This is a genomic window from Ensifer sp. Root127, from assembly GCF_001425225.1.
Classification (GTDB): domain Bacteria; phylum Pseudomonadota; class Alphaproteobacteria; order Rhizobiales; family Rhizobiaceae; genus Ensifer; species Ensifer canadensis.
The window spans coordinates 1-15,990 of the sequence record NZ_LMDX01000037.1; the positions used below are offsets into that span (position 1 = coordinate 1).

Consider the following 15,990-nt stretch of genomic DNA (forward strand, 5'->3'; position numbering starts at 1 on the left):
GGAGCGCCAGGCCGTCGAGGAGATGCGCAAGGAAATCTCCGCGCTCTTTGCCGAGCAGCGCCGTGACATCCAGATGCAGCAGATGCAATCGGTCGCYGACACCGCAGGGGGAGGGGGCAMACCGCCGGCCGCCCGCGCCGACGAGACACGCTCCCAGGACCGGSCCGCGCCGCCGACCGTCGATCCTGCTATAGCCGCCCAGCAGCAGGCAATTGCCGCCGGTCGTGCCGCTCGTGCGGCGCGGGAACAGGCTGCCACTGCCAWAGGTGCCCAGGACGAGCAGCGCCAGCAGATCCTCCGGCAGGCTGAGCAGGATCGCCAGCGCAGCAATGACCGCGATGGCGCGGAGCGCTGATCCGTCTGTAGTCTCCCTCATGTGGGGGATTCGGCCGCCGCCCGTGGCGACATCATCAATATTGCTCGGCCGACCGCCTGCCGAGAGGCGACCTGATCACGAACGCGTCTTTGATGCGCTCGATCGCGCCCGCGCCAAATTCCCGGACATGGTCCTGCTGCACGGCGGTTCGCTGAAGGGCGCCGAGCGCATTGCCGCCTGCTGGGCGGAAAGCCGCAAGGTGACCCAGATCACCTTCAAGCCGAACTGGACGAAGCACGCCAAGGCGGCTCCCTTCCGCCGCAACGACGACATGCTCTCGATCATGCCCGCCGGCGTCATCATCTTCTCGGGGTCCGGGATCACCGACGCGTGAGCGCCATGACCACAAGGCACTCTACGACCGGCCACGAGTTGTGCCCGGTCGCGCTCGCATCATGCCGATGGTGGGTGCAGCCTTGTATCGAGAGCGAAAGCCTCCTGGAACTTCAGCGCATAGGCCTCGGTGGCGGCGCTTGCCACGAAGACCAGGTTCCAGCTATGCGCCGACACCGCGCTCGGGATCGCGACAAAGCGATGCCGGCGAAGCAGATCGTCGCCGAACGCCTGTTGGCCCGCGCTCGGGATGCCGGGGCGCAGCCAGTTCGGATTGGGAACGCTGGAAGGATCGACGACATGCACCGCGGAGATGTCAGCGACCACGGCCGCCGTCAGAACATGCGGAACGGTATCAAGCACGCGAAAACCTTTATGGACCGCGACCTCAAGGATCGCCGTCGACGGGTCGATCGAGCAATAGACCGCGCGCATGCCCCTGCTGTTCCAGCGCCCGCCGACACGATAGGCGCCTTCCCCACTATCCCAGGTCGGGGCATAGGCGGCTTGGTCGAGCCGCCATGCAATCAGCTCGGAACCACCGAGCGCAATCGGCAGAGGCGTCATGCATAGACGCCGTATTCGAGCCGTTGGAGATAGTCCTCGATGAGTTCGACGCCGGCGGGCGTTCCCAAAAGATCGATCGGGCGGCGCTGGTCGAGCCCGATTGCCGGACGCTCCAGCCATTGCTCGGCTTCCGCCTGCGTTCCCAGGACATCCGTCGCCTTTGCCAGGATCTCGGCGAACTTCCATGCCCGCCCGCTTTGCTCCTGGCTAAGCGGCTTGGACGGCGCATCCCTGCGCCGCTGCCACGTCCGCAAGCTCATGCCGACGGCCTTTTCGAGGGATTCGGTCTTGCCGATGAAGAGCAGGCTTCCGACGAGGTGATCGATCGCCGAAGCCGGCAAGCCATGCAGCAGGAGCTCATGGGCATCGAGCGCACTCGTCAGACGGCGCGACAGGACACGCGTTCCGCCGAGCAACGCTGCGACCTTCTGCAATTCTCCGCCGGTTGCTTCCGGGAAGCCATTTTCCACCGCAAGTGCCATCGTGCATCTCCTACGTCATCTGTCGTTCCATATATGACAGCTGGCGCGACTTCTTTCAATAGGTCCGTGGAAGCCGACAGCCTCGACCGCGTCACTGCGGCTTTGCGGGGCAGGCAGTTTCACGCCACACTTTTGTGTTCGCTCAGCGAAGGTATGGCGGCCGAAACCCGCGCCGAGATGGATCGGGAACTCTTTGAGCGTGATGCTCAACGAGGCGAAACAAGTCAGTGCAAAAGTAATCATGCATCGAATCATCTTTGGCCCTTGAGGCGCCGGCACATTCAAATGGGCCGTTGACGCTGCAAATGATATGTCACTACATTGCGCTACTTGCGGACGGCCGCTATGAGCGCAGCGAGACGAAGATGCACGTCACGCGATTGATTCACCTCAGTGAACTACTTGATTTTTCGCCAATAGATTTGATCATGGCCGCTGCTCTTATCGTTTGGGCAAAACACTGGCCGAGGCCGAGAGTCGCCGTAAGCCGATCAAAATCGTGGAGACGCTTCCCCTTGATGCGGTCGAGTCGCTGTTGACCCTAGTAGAGACGATGGTCACTCTTCGGCCGGAGCGAAGTGAAACGTAGGTTCTCGATCGTCGCGTTTACGGAAAGTGAAACCGAGGACTGCTCCGCTTCTGGGATCGGTAGATCGGCTTGCACCGCGCTCAAGAGGTTTGGACAAGTTGATGTATGCTGGCGTCAACAATTGTGTACAAAAGCATCGCCGCTCCGATCGCTGAAAACGTAATTGGACGGCCGAAGCGCGAAGAGGACTTCCTGACTGACCGGCAAATAGCCGGCCACGCCGGTAACCCGTCCCATCGAGTGCGGGATGGATATCCTTGCAAGGGACCATCCCGCGCGTCTTAGAACGCGTTCCATTCGAAGGTCCACGACGGCCGCGATTTGCGGATAGTGGCGCTGTAATGCCCAATCCACCATGCCGGCGAAAAGGCTTCGAGTCGCCAGATTGATAAACTCCTGGTTTCGGCATCTTTCAGTGTCGACGCAGAAACGTGATGCTTCGACCAGGCCTGCAGGCAGAGATGGGCTGTTGGTCAACAGGTAGGAGAAGACAGTCGAGAGCATGGTTGACCCGTGCGTCGGTAGAAATCTCACCGTCCCGACGACATGATCTCGAGCGTCGACAACCAGCAGATAGTCAGGCGACAATTGATCGAAGATGTCGGTTTCTTCATCCCGAGAGACGGTCACCTTCCAACCAAGCCGATGGTGGAAGACCTTGGCGCGCAGCCTGTAAGACTGTCTTAGCCAGATCATTGTCTGGCACGACGCCGACCCCTGTATGGCGACTACTTTCATGTTCCCTCACTCGCTTTAGGAAGAAACGATATCGATGGAACGTCGCCGCCGATACTCAGGAAAATGAGCATGTGTCGTCAACAAAATGTGATCTTTGGTTGTAGGCATGGTTATCCCACCCGCCCGCCGTTCCTGGTCTCAGATGCGGATCTCTCGACGTTTGATCGCTGTCACGATCGTATGCACCGAGTTCACGGTGCCGAGACGTTCGCGAGTGTCACGCAAATGCCGTTCGACAGTTGCCTCCGATATGCCGAGGATTGTTGCCGTCTCTGAGGCGGTCTTTCCCGAGGCGATCCAGTCGCAGATCTCGGCCTGCCTTTTTGTCAGAACTGGATGTGCCGTTTCCTCTTTCAGGCGCAGTATCTTCTGGTAACCACAGAAGCCCGCGGCCTCGATGAGAAAGCGAAGCGGGGGCCGTTGTTCGATTTCGCCGCCGGCGATGGAGACAACGCCGATTTGTCCATTCGCACCGTGGACCGGCAGGCAGAAACCGTCTCTCAGGCCGAATGCTTCCGCCGATTTCATGACCTCATATTCCGCTTGTGGCAGCCTCCGGTGCGTAACGCTGCGCCAGCTGAACAACTGATCTGTCCTAAGACACAGCGACGCGCATGGATCATGGGTAACGAGTTTGTTTTCAAAGTAGTGCACCGACCAGCTTTTTGGCCAAAGATCCGCGAGAACCTGCGGTGTCCAGACAGACTCCACGGTCGGAGACAGAAGAGCGACCAGACAGGCATCAAATCCGAATGGCTCCAGAAGATTTCGAAGAGCTTCGCCCACCCCTCGGGGCGTCGTCGCTTGTGTAACAGCGTCGGAGAAAAGGCTAAGCGCTTCCCAAGAATTCCGCATCGCACAACCCGCATAAACTAATCTTCTCGATTTAGTTGTGAACTGAACGGTCGACAATCGGGGGATTATCGATTGCTTACTATAGTAGGTGGGTTCCGAGTGGCGTTTATGACAAATGGAGGTATGCGCCTGAGATCGGTATTTGCGAGAAATCTGCGTATTTTGCGCCACCGCTCAGGGATGTCACAGTCCGAGTTAGCGCAACTCGCAGGGCTGGATCGCAATTATGTTGGTAAATTAGAGCGAGAAGAAAGCGCTCCCACCGTCGACACGCTCGAGGCCCTGGCAATTGCGCTCATGACAGATCCACAGGCTCTTGTAGATAGAGATCTCACTCACTCGCCTTGATCGACTTTTTGGTTTTTCTGTCTGCATCGTGGTCGGTTATGAGCTCCACGACCGTGACCCCAAGTGCTTCGGCGAATTTGACAAGGGAGAGAGCAGTTGGATTCCTTCTGCCTGCTTCGAGCCCGCTGATGTAGGCCCTCGAGGAATCCGATCGAAACGACAGTTCTTCCTGAGAGAGCGATCGCTCTCTCCTAAAGCGCTGGATGTTTTTCCCGATTATCACCCTGATGTCCATGCGTCATGGATGCGCGGGTGCAAACTATAGGACGACAAACTTTAGTGCACATTTTTAATTGACAGGGCCTGCTCATATCTGACCTAATTTAAAAAATGGAACGATGTACGCAGGAGCGGGACAATAAAATGCAGGGAAATATGTCTTTGGAGCGAGGGCTCATGGTTCTGAAAGCCGTCGCGAGCTCGTCTGAGCCACTCGGCGTTCGCGAGATCGCGAGGCGGGTTGAACAAAGCCCTTCAAGCATCCAACGCCTGCTTCATACGCTGTGTGCGCAAGGGTTTGTCGATCAGATTGAATCCACCAAGAGATATTGTGCGGGACACGAGATACTCAATCTCGCTCGCACGTTACTCGAACAGGACGAGTTGATCGCCCTGGCCGACGCCGAGCTGCGTTTGCTTGCGCAGAGCAACGACCTGAACGGCTTCCTCGGCGCCCGTCGAGGCAGTAAGGCCTTCTACCTTGCCGCGGTGCAGAGCAATGGTTCCTTGGTCATTCGCGCAACGCCGGGTGAGAGCATGTTCCTGCATTCAACAGCACTGGGAAAAGCGCTGCTGATCGATTGCAGTGACGACGATATCCGCGCCCTCGCTGCCGAGGAGCCCTTCGTACGCAGGACGCCACGCACTGTCACCGATCCTGAGAAACTGATGGACCAGCTGCGGCGCGCTCGAAGCGTGGGATACACCACAGCCCTCAACGAGAATATTCCCGGCATCTTCTCGATTGGTGCCCCTCTCCGCAATGCGAAGGGGGTGATCGTGGCTGCGATCAGCGTTGCTTTCCCCCGCGCGGCGCAACCCAACCTTGCCGTCGCCGCCGTCGGCGAGAGGGTCATGGCGGCGGCCGCAGCGATTGAAATGGCGCGCGGCGTCGTGCGCGCGAACGTAAGCGAGAAATCCGATGCTGCTTAATCTATCGCGCCTCGAGCGCAATATGGATGCCGAAGGCCTGGATGCCGTCATCGCCACCGGCGCGGAAAATGTCACCTATCTCAGCGGCTTCTGGGCATTGCCACAATGGATCCGCCCGGGCCCACAAGCCTACGCTGTCTGGCCACGGGCCGACGCGGAGACGAGGTCCAGCGTAATCACGAGCAGCGGGACGCTCGATCTGATTGCCGATCAGAATGTCTGGGCTGCGCGCGTCGCGCGTTATGGCGAGTTTGCGGTCGAAGTCGGCGCCGACGTCGAAAACGACCTTACGAGCCGGCGGCTCGCGGAGATGCAGTCCCTTCGGGAGCATGCAAGTCCCGTTGAGGCACTGGCCGCAGAGCTTGAGGAGCTTGGCCTGAGAAAGGCCCGAATAGGGCTGGATCTATCAGGCCTGTCTCCCGGCTATCTCGAGCAGCTCAGCGCCAAATGCCCGCACGCATCCTTCATCGATGCACAGCCGCTCTTCCGATCTACTCGATCCGTCAAAAGCCCCTCGGAGATCGAGCGGCTTCGGCGCGTCGGCAAAGTCGCGGAAATATCCGTAGAGGCGGCCTTGGCCGTTGCGCGGGCTGGAATCACAGAGATCGAAATGGCCCGCGTATTTCACGAGAAGACCGTCCGAGAGGATACGTTACCAATCCTTGGCTGTATCGGGTTCGGTGAGCGGAGCGCCCTGATGAATGTTCAGCCTTCGCAACGCTCACTGAGGCCGGACGACATCATCCGCTTCGACGTCGGTGGGCGGTATCAACACTATCGAGCCGATATCGCGAGGATCGCGTCTTTCGGAGAGCCTAGTTCCGGACTGCGCAGCCAGTACGCCGCGCTACGGGCCGGTGTCGAACACGGCGCCTCGATTGTCAGACCGGGCCTGAGCGCCAGCGAACTTTTCGGCGAGATCATGCGCGCCGTTCAGGACGCAGGTCTCGATCGATACCGAAGAAATCACGTCGGCCACGGTATCGGGCTCGATGGCTACGATGCTCCACTCCTTGCTCCCGGCTCGAAAGACGTTCTCGAAGAGGGAATGGTGCTGTGCATCGAGACGCCTTTTTACATGATCGGCTCGTATGGGCTGCAAGTCGAGGACATGTTCGTCGTCACCGGGCAAGGCGCCGAGCGGCTGACATCCTCCGGAGATATTAAAGTGATTGCGCCATGACCGTCGTTATCGAGCACCTATCCTGTCTGCGTTGCGAGGCAACCTATCCATCCGGTTTCCCAATCGACTCACGCGGTTGCCCACGCTGTGCTGCGACCGCGCCTTCGAACCTGCGGCCGATCTACGAGACTCGTTGGCCGCAGGCGGATCACGGCTTTACCCATATCCCCTCGATGTGGCGGTACGGTTCGATGCTGCCAATCGAAAGCAGCGCGACGGTTTCTCTGGGCGAGGGCCTCACACCCCTCTCGCCGGCGGAGCGCTTGGGAACCAAATTCGATGTCAAACGGCTTCTGATCAAAGACGAGAGCCGCAACCCGACCGGCTCGCACAAGGATCGGTTTTCCGCAGTCCTCACCTCCTATGCAAGGCAGCGCGGATATTCGACAATCGCCACTGCGTCATCCGGAAATGCTGGAGCCTCATTGGCGGCTTATGCGGCGCATGCCGGTCTTCAATGTATCGTCTCCACGTTTAACGGGGGACCGGCTCCGATGCTCGCTCAGATCCGAGCCTTCGGTGCGACGGTTGTGCCGTTCGACGAGAAGATGGATCGGTGGAAATTCCTGGCCGAGGGCTGGGAGCGCCGGGGATGGGTGGTCGCCTCTCCGTTCAGCGCACCGGTGGTTGGAAGCCATCCTATCGGTGTCGAGGGCTACAAGACCATTGCGTTCGAGTTGGCGGAACAGATGAATGGTCAGGATCTCGACTGGTGTGCGCTTCCCGTCTGCTACGGCGACGTGTTGAGCGGGGTCTGGGAAGGCTTCAAGGAAGCGTTCAACGCCGGTCTCGTCCGAAAACTCCCGCGCCTGATCGCGGCGGAGGTTTACGGCTCGCTGGACTCGGCGATGAGCTGCGGGTCCGACCAAGTCGCCGCAATGGCGCGGCCTTTCGCTACCGTTGCCCTGTCGATCGGCGCCACCCAGAGCAGTTTCCAGGCGCTGCGCGCCCTGCGGCAATCCCGAGGGATTGCCTGCTCAGTTGACAACGACCGCCTGCTCGCGGCGCAACGGGACCTGGCGATGCTTGAGGGTATTTTCGCCGAACTGTCGGCTGTGGCACCGCTTGTCGCCATCGATACACTTCGCCGGACCGGCGTCATTGCCGGTCAGGATTGTGTGGCGGCCGTGATCACGGCCTCCGGAATGAAAGATTTCGATATCTCGCAACAGGCGATTCCAGCCGTAAAGGCGTATGCCAGGCCGTCTGCTGCCTGGGACGAAATTGAACAAACTCTGCTTGTGTAAGCGTCGCCACCGCAAAAGAAATCTGTCCTGACCAACAAGGGGGAGCTCTATGAATAGGCGCTCATTTCTCTTCACGTCCGCAACTCTGGCGGCGTTTTCGAAAATCTCGTTCGCCCAGGCGAATCCTGCGCCCACCGACAATGCGACGATCGTCGTCGGTTTCTCTGCAGGCGGGGCCGGTGATTTGGCCGCCCGCGTTGCGGCGGAGCACGTCAAGCTGACGGACTCATATCCGGTCGGCGTCGAATTCCGGCCCGGCGCCGGCGGAACCATTGCGACCGATCAGATCCGGCGTGCCAAGGCCGATGGAACGGTGTTGTCGCTCTATTCGGCAAGCCCGCTTCTCGTTGCACCGCATCTGCAGTCGCTACCCTATGATCCTCTGCGCGACTTCTCCTATATCGCGGCCTATTCGAACATCGCCATTCCCGCTTTTGTCCGAACGGATAGTCCTTTCAAGGAGTGGCCCGATCTTATTAAGTTCGGGAGGGACAATCCCGGAAAGCTGCGTTGGGCGACTGCCGCCCCTCGCGGCATCGGCCATATTGCGACCGAGGCGGCATTCCGCAAAGAGGGCGTCACAGCCGCTTTCGTCCCATTTTCTGGCGGAGCAGATGCGATCACCGCTCTCCTTGGCGGACATATCGATATGGTGGTTTCCTCGGACTTTGCAGCTCATCTCAAGGCCGGCAAGGTGCGGCTTCTGGTCGAAACCGGGCCGGAGCCGGTGAGCGGGCATCCCGATGTCCCGACCTTCAAGCAGCTCGGCTATCCGCTTTCCGTCGCTAGTGCCTACGGGCTCTTCGGACCGGCAAAATTGCCGGCACAGGTACTGCAATACTGGCAGGACTCTCTTCGCGTCATGACCAGGACCGACCTCTACAAGCGGTTCCTGGAAACTTTGGGCGGCCAGGCGACTTTCCAGGAAGGCCAGGCTTTTCACGAAGAGATCGCCCGGAACTATCGCGAGATCGGGAAACAGATCGAGCTTCTGGGGCTGCGGCCATGAGGCTCGCATCGATTGTCGCCGCGTGCTTGGTCGTCGTGTCGATCGTCGCGATCAGCTCATCCCTTTCGCTTGGGGTCTGGAAACACGGGATGCCTGGGCCGGGTCTCTTCCCCGTAGCGGCGGCAATCCTTCTTCTCGTGGCGCTGGCCGCGACGATGCGGGAAGGATGGCGTCAGGAGGGAATGGACGAGAGGATCGAGATCCCTCGCTTCCTCGGATATGGCGTCGCCATCATCGGATTTGTGGGGCTGCTTAGCATCGCCGGGACGCTGCCCGCAATCTTCGTCTTTCTTAGCTTGGTCGTGGCCATCGTTGAGCGGTTGCGCTGGCCACAAGCCCTCGCCATCGCGTCGGGCACGACCTTCGCATGCTGGGCGGTCTTCGAGAGGCTCCTAGGCGTGCCCCTGCCTGCCGGTTTCTGGAGTTGACCATGGACTCAATCATCAATCTTCTTGGCGGCCTGCTCGTTGCGATCGAACCATCCAATCTCCTTGTCGCGTTGATCGGGGTCGTAATCGGCACGGCCGTCGGCGTGCTGCCGGGACTCGGCCCCACCGCAACAGTCAGCCTCCTCCTTCCAATTTCCGTATCGCTCGACCAGACGGCCGCGATCATCCTTCTGGCGGCGATCTATTACGGCGCAATGTATGGCGGGTCGATCACCTCCATCCTGATCCGCGTGCCTGGCGAGGCCGCAAGTGCGATCACGTCGCTCGACGGTTATGCGATGACACGACAGGGGCGGGCGGGCGCCGCTCTCGGCATGTCGGCCTCCGCAAGTTTCATCGCCGGCATCGCCGCCACATTCGGCATCGCTCTGGTAGGCCCTGCCTTTGCCGACGTCGCTCTTCGTTTCGGCCCAATCGAGAAGACCGCCCTGGTGTTCTTTGGACTAACCCTTGCAGCCTCGGTCGGCAGCGGATCCCGGGCAAGGGCCTGGGTCATGATTGGCCTTGGTCTCCTCCTGTCCACTGTCGGGGTGGATCTTGTCACCGGCGAAGAAAGGTTCACATTCGGCACCGCCGATATGCGTGACGGCATCGATATCGCTGTCCTCGCAATGGGTATGTTCGGAGTGAGCGAGGTGCTTGTCGCAGCGGAGCGAAAACGGCCGCCCGGGACGAGCAGCTTCGATAGGTATCGGCTCCGTGACCTGTTGCCCACCCGGTCCGATTGGCGGGCCGCGGCCGGCCCGATATCGCGCGGCTCCGCGCTGGGATTTTTCCTTGGTCTCCTTCCCGGCGGCGGGGCTTTGATAGCGAGCTTTGCAAGTTACGTGATGGAGAAGAAGATTTCCCGCGCGCCGCACCGGTTCGGAAAAGGAGCGATCGAAGGTGTGGCCGGGCCGGAAAGCGCCAACAATGCGGCAGCACAGGCGAGCTTTATCCCGCTACTTTGCCTGGGTCTTCCCGCGAACGCCGTTATCGGGGTGATCATGGGCGCGCTTCTCATGCAGGGCGTCACCCCGGGACCTTCATTGATCGCGGACCACCCCGATCTGTTCTGGGGCGTGATTGCCAGCATGCTGGTCGGAAACGCGATGCTACTAGTGCTCAACATGCCTCTTGTGCGCATCTTCGTGCTGCTGTTGCGGGTACCAGCGGCGCTTCTCACGCCGCTGATTCTAGTCTTCTGCGCGATCGGCGCCTTCAGCATCAACAACAGCCTGTTCGACGTGGGGGTGATGATGGTCTGCGGATTTGCGGCTTACGCGCTGCAGCGAGCCGGTTTCGAACTCGCGCCGCTCTTGCTGGCCTTTCTGCTCGGATCGCTTCTGGAACAGAACCTCCAGCAAAGCATCATTCTTAGTGCGGGAGAATTTAATGTCTTCATGAACAGTCCGATTGCCGTCGCGTTCAGCATAGCAGCCATCGCCATCCTCTTAGTGCCGCTGATCAGCGGCCGGAGAGCACGTCATGTCCGAAGTGGCCTAGCTATGACGTCCTCGATGGACCTGCGAGCCCAGGCAAACCGAAACCAGTCGGCCTCGCTACCGGCGACGATCCGGTCGATCAGGATCGGTCCGCCAGTCTCGAAGCAAGAAGATGAGCGTTGATCCTCAAGGCAGGGCAGAGCGGCATAAACTGCGTTGTAGCGATGCCCCTCGTCAGGAAGCAGAAAGACGATCTTCGCCTCAGGATTTGCGCGGGCGTACCAGTCGGCAACGAGGAATGCCGCCCCGCTTGTCGGCCCTACAAACAGGCCGTGGGAGCGGAAGAGATTGAAGGCGGCCTCCACCGCAATCCGGGCGCCGACCCAATGAACCTCGTCGACAAGATCGTGCCGAAGGTTCCTCGGCACGATGCTGTTGCCCATTCCTCGCAATTTTCGCGGAGCCGGTGGCTGCCCGAAAAGGATGCTGCCGTGGGTATCGACCGCAATCACATGGGTTTCCGGAGAAACCACCCGAAGAAAATGCGCCGTGCCGCTGATCGATCCGCCCGAGCCGACGCACGCCACCAGACAATCGATTGACCCAACTGTCCGGATGAGATGCTCTGCGACCGCTGCATAGGCGAGGGGATTGTCCGGATTGTCATACTGATTGGGCCAGAAACTGCCGGGAAAGATTTTTTGTATTTCCGCAAGCCGCTCCAGTCGAAGTTGCTGATTGCCGGAACCTTCCGGATCGTCGGTGATTGTCAGCATGGTGCCGAGGTCCCGGAGCCTGCGCGCGAAGTCCGCGTTGATCAGACTGGAGGCGGTAACCAGCGATAGTCTGTAGCCGCGCACGGCAGCCAGCATGGCCAATGCCATTCCGAACGTGCCGGACGTTGTCTCGACGATATGTCCCCCGGGTTTCAGCCTGCCGACATCTTCGGCCCGGTCGAGCATGAACCGCGCGGGAAGAAGCTTCATGAGCTGGAAGCACGCAGCATAGAGGTTGGCATGCATGGGAACCATTCTGGGAAGCTCGAAGGCTGAAAGCCGAGATCGATTGAGTTCATTCATGGTTCTGCAATTCCCTACCACTGGGAAAATGGAAAACGCCGACATTGCCAAAGCCGGAATGTTTAAGGGAGCGCGTGCCCGTCAACGCAGCCGATAGGTTGCCAACGTCAAATAGCAGGCCTGCGATATTGCCGCTGTGGGCCACCTGTATTCCTCGCGCATTGCACTCCTGGGCAAGCCAGGTGATCTCGTCAAAGCGCGCACGGGGTAGGTGGCGTTGATTGATCTGTGCGCTCAAGGTTGCGACGCGACAGAATAGCGGGGTGTCGCGATCGGTGATCGCCCTTGAAACGAGGCCGCGAAGCACGGCGAAAAGTTCGATCTCATCGGACGAGTAGCGAGCCGGCTTGTGCTCGGTCGTGTTGATAGGGTCGTCTCCGGTATCGAATCCGACAATGAGAAGGTCTGGAAAGTCACCGGAAAAAGCTTCGATCAGCCCGCTCTGGCGATGGGCGAAAAGGACCGGCTGAATGCCGAAGGCGATCGCGTCAATGGCAGTTTCCGCCCGCACGGCGAGATCGCACAGATCGAGACGTGAAAGCCGTTGTCCGAAGGCATCGGCAGTTGCCCGTATTGCCGCGACGACATCGGCCGTCGAAGACCCAAGACCGCTCCCGAACCGGATATTGCTGCTGATCGTCAGGTCGCCGCCGACCTTGTTCTGGCCAAGGAAATCGAGAGTCAGGCGCGCCGCAGCCGCGGCCTTTTCCCGGTCGTCCGGTCGTGTTCGGATCTGCTTGCCTGTCCGCGGCCAGAAGTTGACGACGCTCTTCAAGCGAGGATGCGGTACCGTGAGAAGGCCGCGCCTCAGGCCGCCCTCCGACGTCTTGAACACGCCTTGGAGAAATTCTCCATGGTGTCCAATCGCTTCGCCGTAGCCGGCACCGGGCGTGGATGGTGGAAAACCTTGCTCAGATGCCTGTGAACTGACCATCGGCCGTAACTCCGGTTGCGCCTCTATCCTTCCTCCTGCGGCAGAGTGAGGGCCATTCGCGATTTCCCGGAGATTTCATCAGCTTGTGCGGTATTTTGGCGGACCTCGTCGGCTGAATGCTAAAACGGCAGCGCTTGGGAATGCTTGATCTGGCTCAGCGCGAAGCTTGCCTCTATGGAGGCAACGCCTTCCAGCCGCGTCAATTTCTGCTTCAAAAATGCTAAAGACCTCGTTCCTGGCTTCAATGAGGCGGCCGCAGCCGGAGTGCCGGTTCTCGTCCACGTTACCGCACCATGGTGCGAAGTTTGCCAGGCGCAGAAGCCCGTCGTCGCCAAGCTGATCACCAACGGCGACTTCGCGGCCATGAAGAGTTCGACGTCGACTTCGACAGCCAGAAGGACGTTCTTCAGAAGCTTATTGACCCGGCGATTATGGAAAGCGGTGGCCGCATCGTCAAAACCATGGGCGACGGGCTAGCATTTTGGTCGGCGTCGAGGGAAGCTTTCGAGAAGTCGCTACAGGTTTTCAAACGTCCGAGATGAAGGCGCCAGCAGTCGCCGTTCCCATTACCCGATACGCGCAGAGGTTTACTCAGGCCCGACGTCAAGGCGCTGTTTCAGAAGCCAATCCCAGAGCTCCGGATCATTTAAGGCGGCCCACTCGACGCCCGAGTGGTCCACGCCCTCCAGAACACTCAAACGAGCATTTCGCTTCAGACCCACAAGGCGCTCGTAAAGCACGACTGAATCCGACAAAGGGATGACTTCATCGTTCGTGCCGTGGAACACCCAGAAGGCTGCCTTTTCATTTGTCCTGCTAAGGTAGTGGCGGTTACCGCCGCCAGCGATTGGAACGACAGCCGCAAATTTTTCGGGAAACTGTTCTGCCATGGCCCATGCACCGAAACCGCCGCGGCTGAACCCCACGAGGTAGACACGCGTGCGATCGACGCGATACTTCGACATAACCTCGTCGAGTGCGGCCTCCACTTTCTCGATCGGATAAAGCAGTTCTTCACTCGGATTCTGCGGCGAAAACACCAGGAACGGGAATGTCTTTCCATCCTCGACCAATTTCGGAATGCCACTTGATTTAACTTTCTCGATATCGGTCCCGCCCTGATCGCCGCCGTGTAGCCACACAACAAGCGGATACGCGCTGCCGGACGAGGCATAGTCGTCTGGCGTGTACATCAGATAATTAAGATCGTTCTTTATGCTGGCGCTCGATCTCGCCGCCAACTGCTCGGCATGCGTCACTCCCAGACTGCACATTCCGCATACGGCCGCAAAGACCAGCGCCATGATGTTCCGCGTCATTCGATCACCTCCTTCATGTTGTTCGGGTCTAGGCACATCAAATGGAACCGAGGAACCAAAACTCAACCGTTGGCTGCCATTTGGGAGGCGAACCGTCGATGCAGCTACGCCAGACGGCTTCGAGCCCGTAGCGGTCAAGACGCCTTGGCCGCTGCCGCGGTGGTGAAGGTCAACAACGCGTCAGAACTCCCGGTTCAGGCTATGCGGGAGCCGTTCTTGAGGAGCAGCCGTGTGCACAGCTTGTTGCGAGGCTGTCTCGCGTTTTGGGCTAAAATGAACGCATAACGTGCCGACTGGAATGCCCCTGCGCCGGTCACTGCCGTGGAGCATGCGCGCTCAAGCGTATGCTCCACTTGTTATTTCGTCCTCCAGTGCTATATGTAGGTAAATGCCTACATGGAGGTGACCCGTGAGCATCACGACTCTTTCCAGTCGAGAACTGAATCATGACGTCAGCCGCGCAAAGAAGGCGGCGAAGAGCGGTCCGGTGATCATCACCGACCGCGGCAGGCCTTCCCATGTGCTCATGACTTACGATGAATTCGAGCGCTTGAGCGGCAGGCGGCGCAACCTTGTCGAGGCTCTCGCTATGTCTGGCCTTTCGGCGATCGATTTCGAGCCGCGCCGCGTCGAAGTCAGGCCGCGCGAAGTCGATTTGTTTTGAAGTATCTGTTGGACACCAACGTGATTTCCGAACTGCGCAAAGTTGGCGACGGCAAAGCCAATGCCAATGTGGTAGCGTGGGTCGGATCGGAAGATGCGGCGCGCTTCTTCATTTCCGCCATCACGGTTCTTGAATTGGAGCGAGGAGTGCTCGGCGTGCAGCGCCGGGACGCCACACAGGGCGCTCGGCTGCGCTCTTGGCTTGACAGTCATGTGCGCCCTGAGTTTGCCGGTCGTATTCTTTCAGTTGATGATGCGGTTGCGACGCGTTGCGCGCACCTGCATGTCCCCGACCGGCGCAACGAAGCCGATGCGTTGATTGCAGCGACCGCTTTGGTCCACGACATGATCGTCGTCACGCGCAACGTCAGGGACTTTGAAGGCACCGGCGTTGTTGTGGTTGATCCCTGGCAAAGCTGACGGTTACAGCGCAAACAGGCTTGTCCCATATGCCGAACCGGCTCTGCCAGAAAATCCGGAAGCTTCTTGGCGCGATACAGCACAACGGGCGCTTTAAGCAAGGGACTGAGGTACGCCTCGTGGCTCAGGGTGCGGAAGAACCGCCCACGCAGAACGCACGGTCACCTGCCTGCATGGTCTGCAGCCGGATGTCGATGAACGCCAGCCAGCTGGACCGCGGCGCCGCGTGAGCCGGTATGATGGGCGAGGGATATTCGAGCGTCGCCTCGTGCCGACGCGTCGAATATCCCAACGGCTGCCACCGTGCGCCAGTCTTTAAACTTCCATTGCTGTACGCACCATTCCCCAAACGAGTTATGCCGACCGAACTCGACCTTTGAAAAAAATGCCCGCAGCCGCGGCTGCGGGCAACTTCAAAACCCGATGAAGAGGCGGTGAGCGAAGCCTTCTACCGCACCGGTTCAACGAAGGGGATCCAAGTGGCCCACGCCATGCACCACGAGCAACCGCCGGTGCGGCCGTTCCAAAACCCGGCGGCCCGAAAAGGCAGCGAAGGACGTGAACCAGGCATGGTCCCCGTGGTGCGGAGAATGCAGCCTGGGTGACGGGTTTTTTCGATCACGACGAAGCCCGTAACATCTTTCTGACCTTGCGCGAGAGTTCATCAAGGGTCGCCATAAGCCGGCTCATCTGTGAGATCGAGGCAGTCAGGTCTGGACGATACTGGATGACGAGATACTCTCTGTTTGAGGAGAGACTGGCCAGGTGCTCCGCCGTGCGCCTGCGCAGAACGAGGCCGGCGTCTACTGCTCTTCGTGTCCGC

The 15,990-nt window shown here is 59.6% G+C and carries 17 protein-coding genes and 4 pseudogenes; 11 read left to right on the forward strand and 10 right to left on the reverse strand.

What is annotated here, in order from left to right:
- The coding region (locus ASD03_RS39780; RefSeq protein WP_200957363.1) for a hypothetical protein at positions 1 to 355 on the forward strand (355 nt) is incomplete at its 5' end.
- 94 nt (positions 356 to 449) lie between these two features.
- Positions 450 to 710 (forward strand): annotated as a pseudogene (locus tag ASD03_RS29255) (DUF2493 domain-containing protein); the annotation flags it as partial.
- 59 nt (positions 711 to 769) lie between these two features.
- Here ASD03_RS29255 and ASD03_RS29260 read toward each other — a convergent pair.
- The 4 genes from ASD03_RS29260 to ASD03_RS38270 all read right to left on the reverse strand — a co-directional run bounded on the left by ASD03_RS29260 (position 770) and on the right by ASD03_RS38270 (position 3,871).
- Positions 770 to 1,276: an RES domain-containing protein gene (locus ASD03_RS29260; RefSeq protein ID WP_057211008.1), complete on the reverse strand. Its 507-nt coding sequence runs from the start codon at positions 1,274 to 1,276 to the stop codon at positions 770 to 772.
- Entirely contained in the window at positions 1,273 to 1,758 is a 486-nt protein-coding gene (locus ASD03_RS29265) for an antitoxin Xre/MbcA/ParS toxin-binding domain-containing protein (RefSeq protein WP_057211010.1), read from the reverse strand. The genes ASD03_RS29260 and ASD03_RS29265 overlap by 4 nt, the downstream gene beginning before the upstream one ends.
- A gap of 703 nt (positions 1,759 to 2,461) precedes the next feature.
- On the reverse strand, positions 2,462 to 3,085 hold the full coding sequence (locus ASD03_RS29270; protein WP_057211012.1) for an acyl-homoserine-lactone synthase: 624 nt from the start codon (positions 3,083 to 3,085) through the stop codon (positions 2,462 to 2,464).
- Between the two features lie 138 nt (positions 3,086 to 3,223).
- Positions 3,224 to 3,871: a LuxR family transcriptional regulator gene (locus ASD03_RS38270; RefSeq protein WP_158268947.1), complete on the reverse strand. Its 648-nt coding sequence runs from the start codon at positions 3,869 to 3,871 to the stop codon at positions 3,224 to 3,226.
- A gap of 192 nt (positions 3,872 to 4,063) precedes the next feature.
- Here ASD03_RS38270 and ASD03_RS38275 point away from each other — a divergent pair, with 192 nt between their 5' ends.
- Positions 4,064 to 4,288 (forward strand): helix-turn-helix transcriptional regulator, encoded by a 225-nt coding sequence (locus ASD03_RS38275; protein ID WP_082523791.1) that lies wholly within the window; start codon positions 4,064 to 4,066, stop codon positions 4,286 to 4,288.
- Here the strand turns inward: ASD03_RS38275 and ASD03_RS29280 are convergent.
- Positions 4,272 to 4,523, reverse strand: a complete 252-nt coding sequence (locus ASD03_RS29280; protein WP_057211016.1) for a helix-turn-helix transcriptional regulator — start codon at positions 4,521 to 4,523, stop codon at positions 4,272 to 4,274. The two genes, ASD03_RS38275 and ASD03_RS29280, sit on opposite strands and share 17 nt — an antisense overlap.
- Before the next feature lie 140 nt (positions 4,524 to 4,663).
- Between ASD03_RS29280 and ASD03_RS29285 the strand changes: the two genes are divergently transcribed.
- The 6 genes from ASD03_RS29285 to ASD03_RS29310 are packed head-to-tail and all read left to right on the forward strand — an operon-like array spanning position 4,664 to position 10,935.
- Positions 4,664 to 5,440 (forward strand): IclR family transcriptional regulator, encoded by a 777-nt coding sequence (locus ASD03_RS29285; protein WP_277996370.1) that lies wholly within the window; start codon positions 4,664 to 4,666, stop codon positions 5,438 to 5,440.
- A complete protein-coding gene (locus ASD03_RS29290; protein WP_057217773.1) occupies positions 5,430 to 6,623 on the forward strand; it encodes a Xaa-Pro peptidase family protein in 1,194 nt (397 codons plus the stop codon). The genes ASD03_RS29285 and ASD03_RS29290 overlap by 11 nt, the downstream gene beginning before the upstream one ends.
- The gene (locus tag ASD03_RS29295) at positions 6,620 to 7,870 is read left to right on the forward strand and encodes a pyridoxal-phosphate dependent enzyme (protein ID WP_057217774.1); all 1,251 of its coding nucleotides are present in this window, start codon (positions 6,620 to 6,622) and stop codon (positions 7,868 to 7,870) included. The genes ASD03_RS29290 and ASD03_RS29295 overlap by 4 nt, the downstream gene beginning before the upstream one ends.
- 49 nt (positions 7,871 to 7,919) lie before the next feature.
- Complete coding sequence (locus ASD03_RS29300) at positions 7,920 to 8,879, forward strand: tripartite tricarboxylate transporter substrate binding protein (RefSeq protein WP_057211024.1); 960 nt, start codon at positions 7,920 to 7,922, stop codon at positions 8,877 to 8,879.
- Positions 8,876 to 9,307, forward strand: a complete 432-nt coding sequence (locus tag ASD03_RS29305) for a tripartite tricarboxylate transporter TctB family protein (RefSeq protein WP_057211026.1) — start codon at positions 8,876 to 8,878, stop codon at positions 9,305 to 9,307. Before ASD03_RS29300 ends, ASD03_RS29305 begins: the two co-directional genes overlap by 4 nt.
- Positions 9,308 to 9,309: 2 nt before the next feature.
- A complete protein-coding gene (locus ASD03_RS29310) occupies positions 9,310 to 10,935 on the forward strand; it encodes a tripartite tricarboxylate transporter permease (protein WP_082523792.1) in 1,626 nt (541 codons plus the stop codon).
- A 62-nt stretch (positions 10,936 to 10,997) separates the two neighbouring features.
- Here ASD03_RS29310 and ASD03_RS40810 read toward each other — a convergent pair.
- From ASD03_RS40810 to ASD03_RS29335, 4 genes and pseudogenes are all read right to left on the reverse strand, one after another.
- Positions 10,998 to 11,876: pseudogene (locus ASD03_RS40810) on the reverse strand (PLP-dependent cysteine synthase family protein); the annotation flags it as partial.
- Positions 11,824 to 12,765 carry a hypothetical protein gene (locus ASD03_RS29325; RefSeq protein WP_057211030.1) on the reverse strand — a complete coding sequence of 314 codons (942 nt, stop codon included), beginning with the start codon at positions 12,763 to 12,765 and terminating at the stop codon, positions 11,824 to 11,826. The gene ASD03_RS29325 and the pseudogene ASD03_RS40810, both read right to left, overlap by 53 nt.
- A 119-nt stretch (positions 12,766 to 12,884) precedes the next feature.
- Positions 12,885 to 12,983, reverse strand: a pseudogene (locus ASD03_RS38285) (AsnC family transcriptional regulator); the annotation flags it as partial.
- 369 nt (positions 12,984 to 13,352) lie between these two features.
- Complete coding sequence (locus ASD03_RS29335; RefSeq protein WP_244494711.1) at positions 13,353 to 14,069, reverse strand: alpha/beta fold hydrolase; 717 nt, start codon at positions 14,067 to 14,069, stop codon at positions 13,353 to 13,355.
- 424 nt (positions 14,070 to 14,493) lie between these two features.
- On the opposite strand from ASD03_RS29335, the gene ASD03_RS29340 reads away from it, so the two are divergent.
- Positions 14,494 to 14,748 carry a type II toxin-antitoxin system Phd/YefM family antitoxin gene (locus ASD03_RS29340; protein WP_057217778.1) on the forward strand — a complete coding sequence of 85 codons (255 nt, stop codon included), beginning with the start codon at positions 14,494 to 14,496 and terminating at the stop codon, positions 14,746 to 14,748.
- Complete coding sequence (locus tag ASD03_RS29345; RefSeq protein ID WP_057211038.1) at positions 14,745 to 15,167, forward strand: type II toxin-antitoxin system VapC family toxin; 423 nt, start codon at positions 14,745 to 14,747, stop codon at positions 15,165 to 15,167. Before ASD03_RS29340 ends, ASD03_RS29345 begins: the two co-directional genes overlap by 4 nt.
- A gap of 618 nt (positions 15,168 to 15,785) precedes the next feature.
- Here ASD03_RS29345 and ASD03_RS40195 read toward each other — a convergent pair.
- Positions 15,786 to 15,990, reverse strand: a pseudogene (locus ASD03_RS40195) (hypothetical protein); the annotation flags it as partial.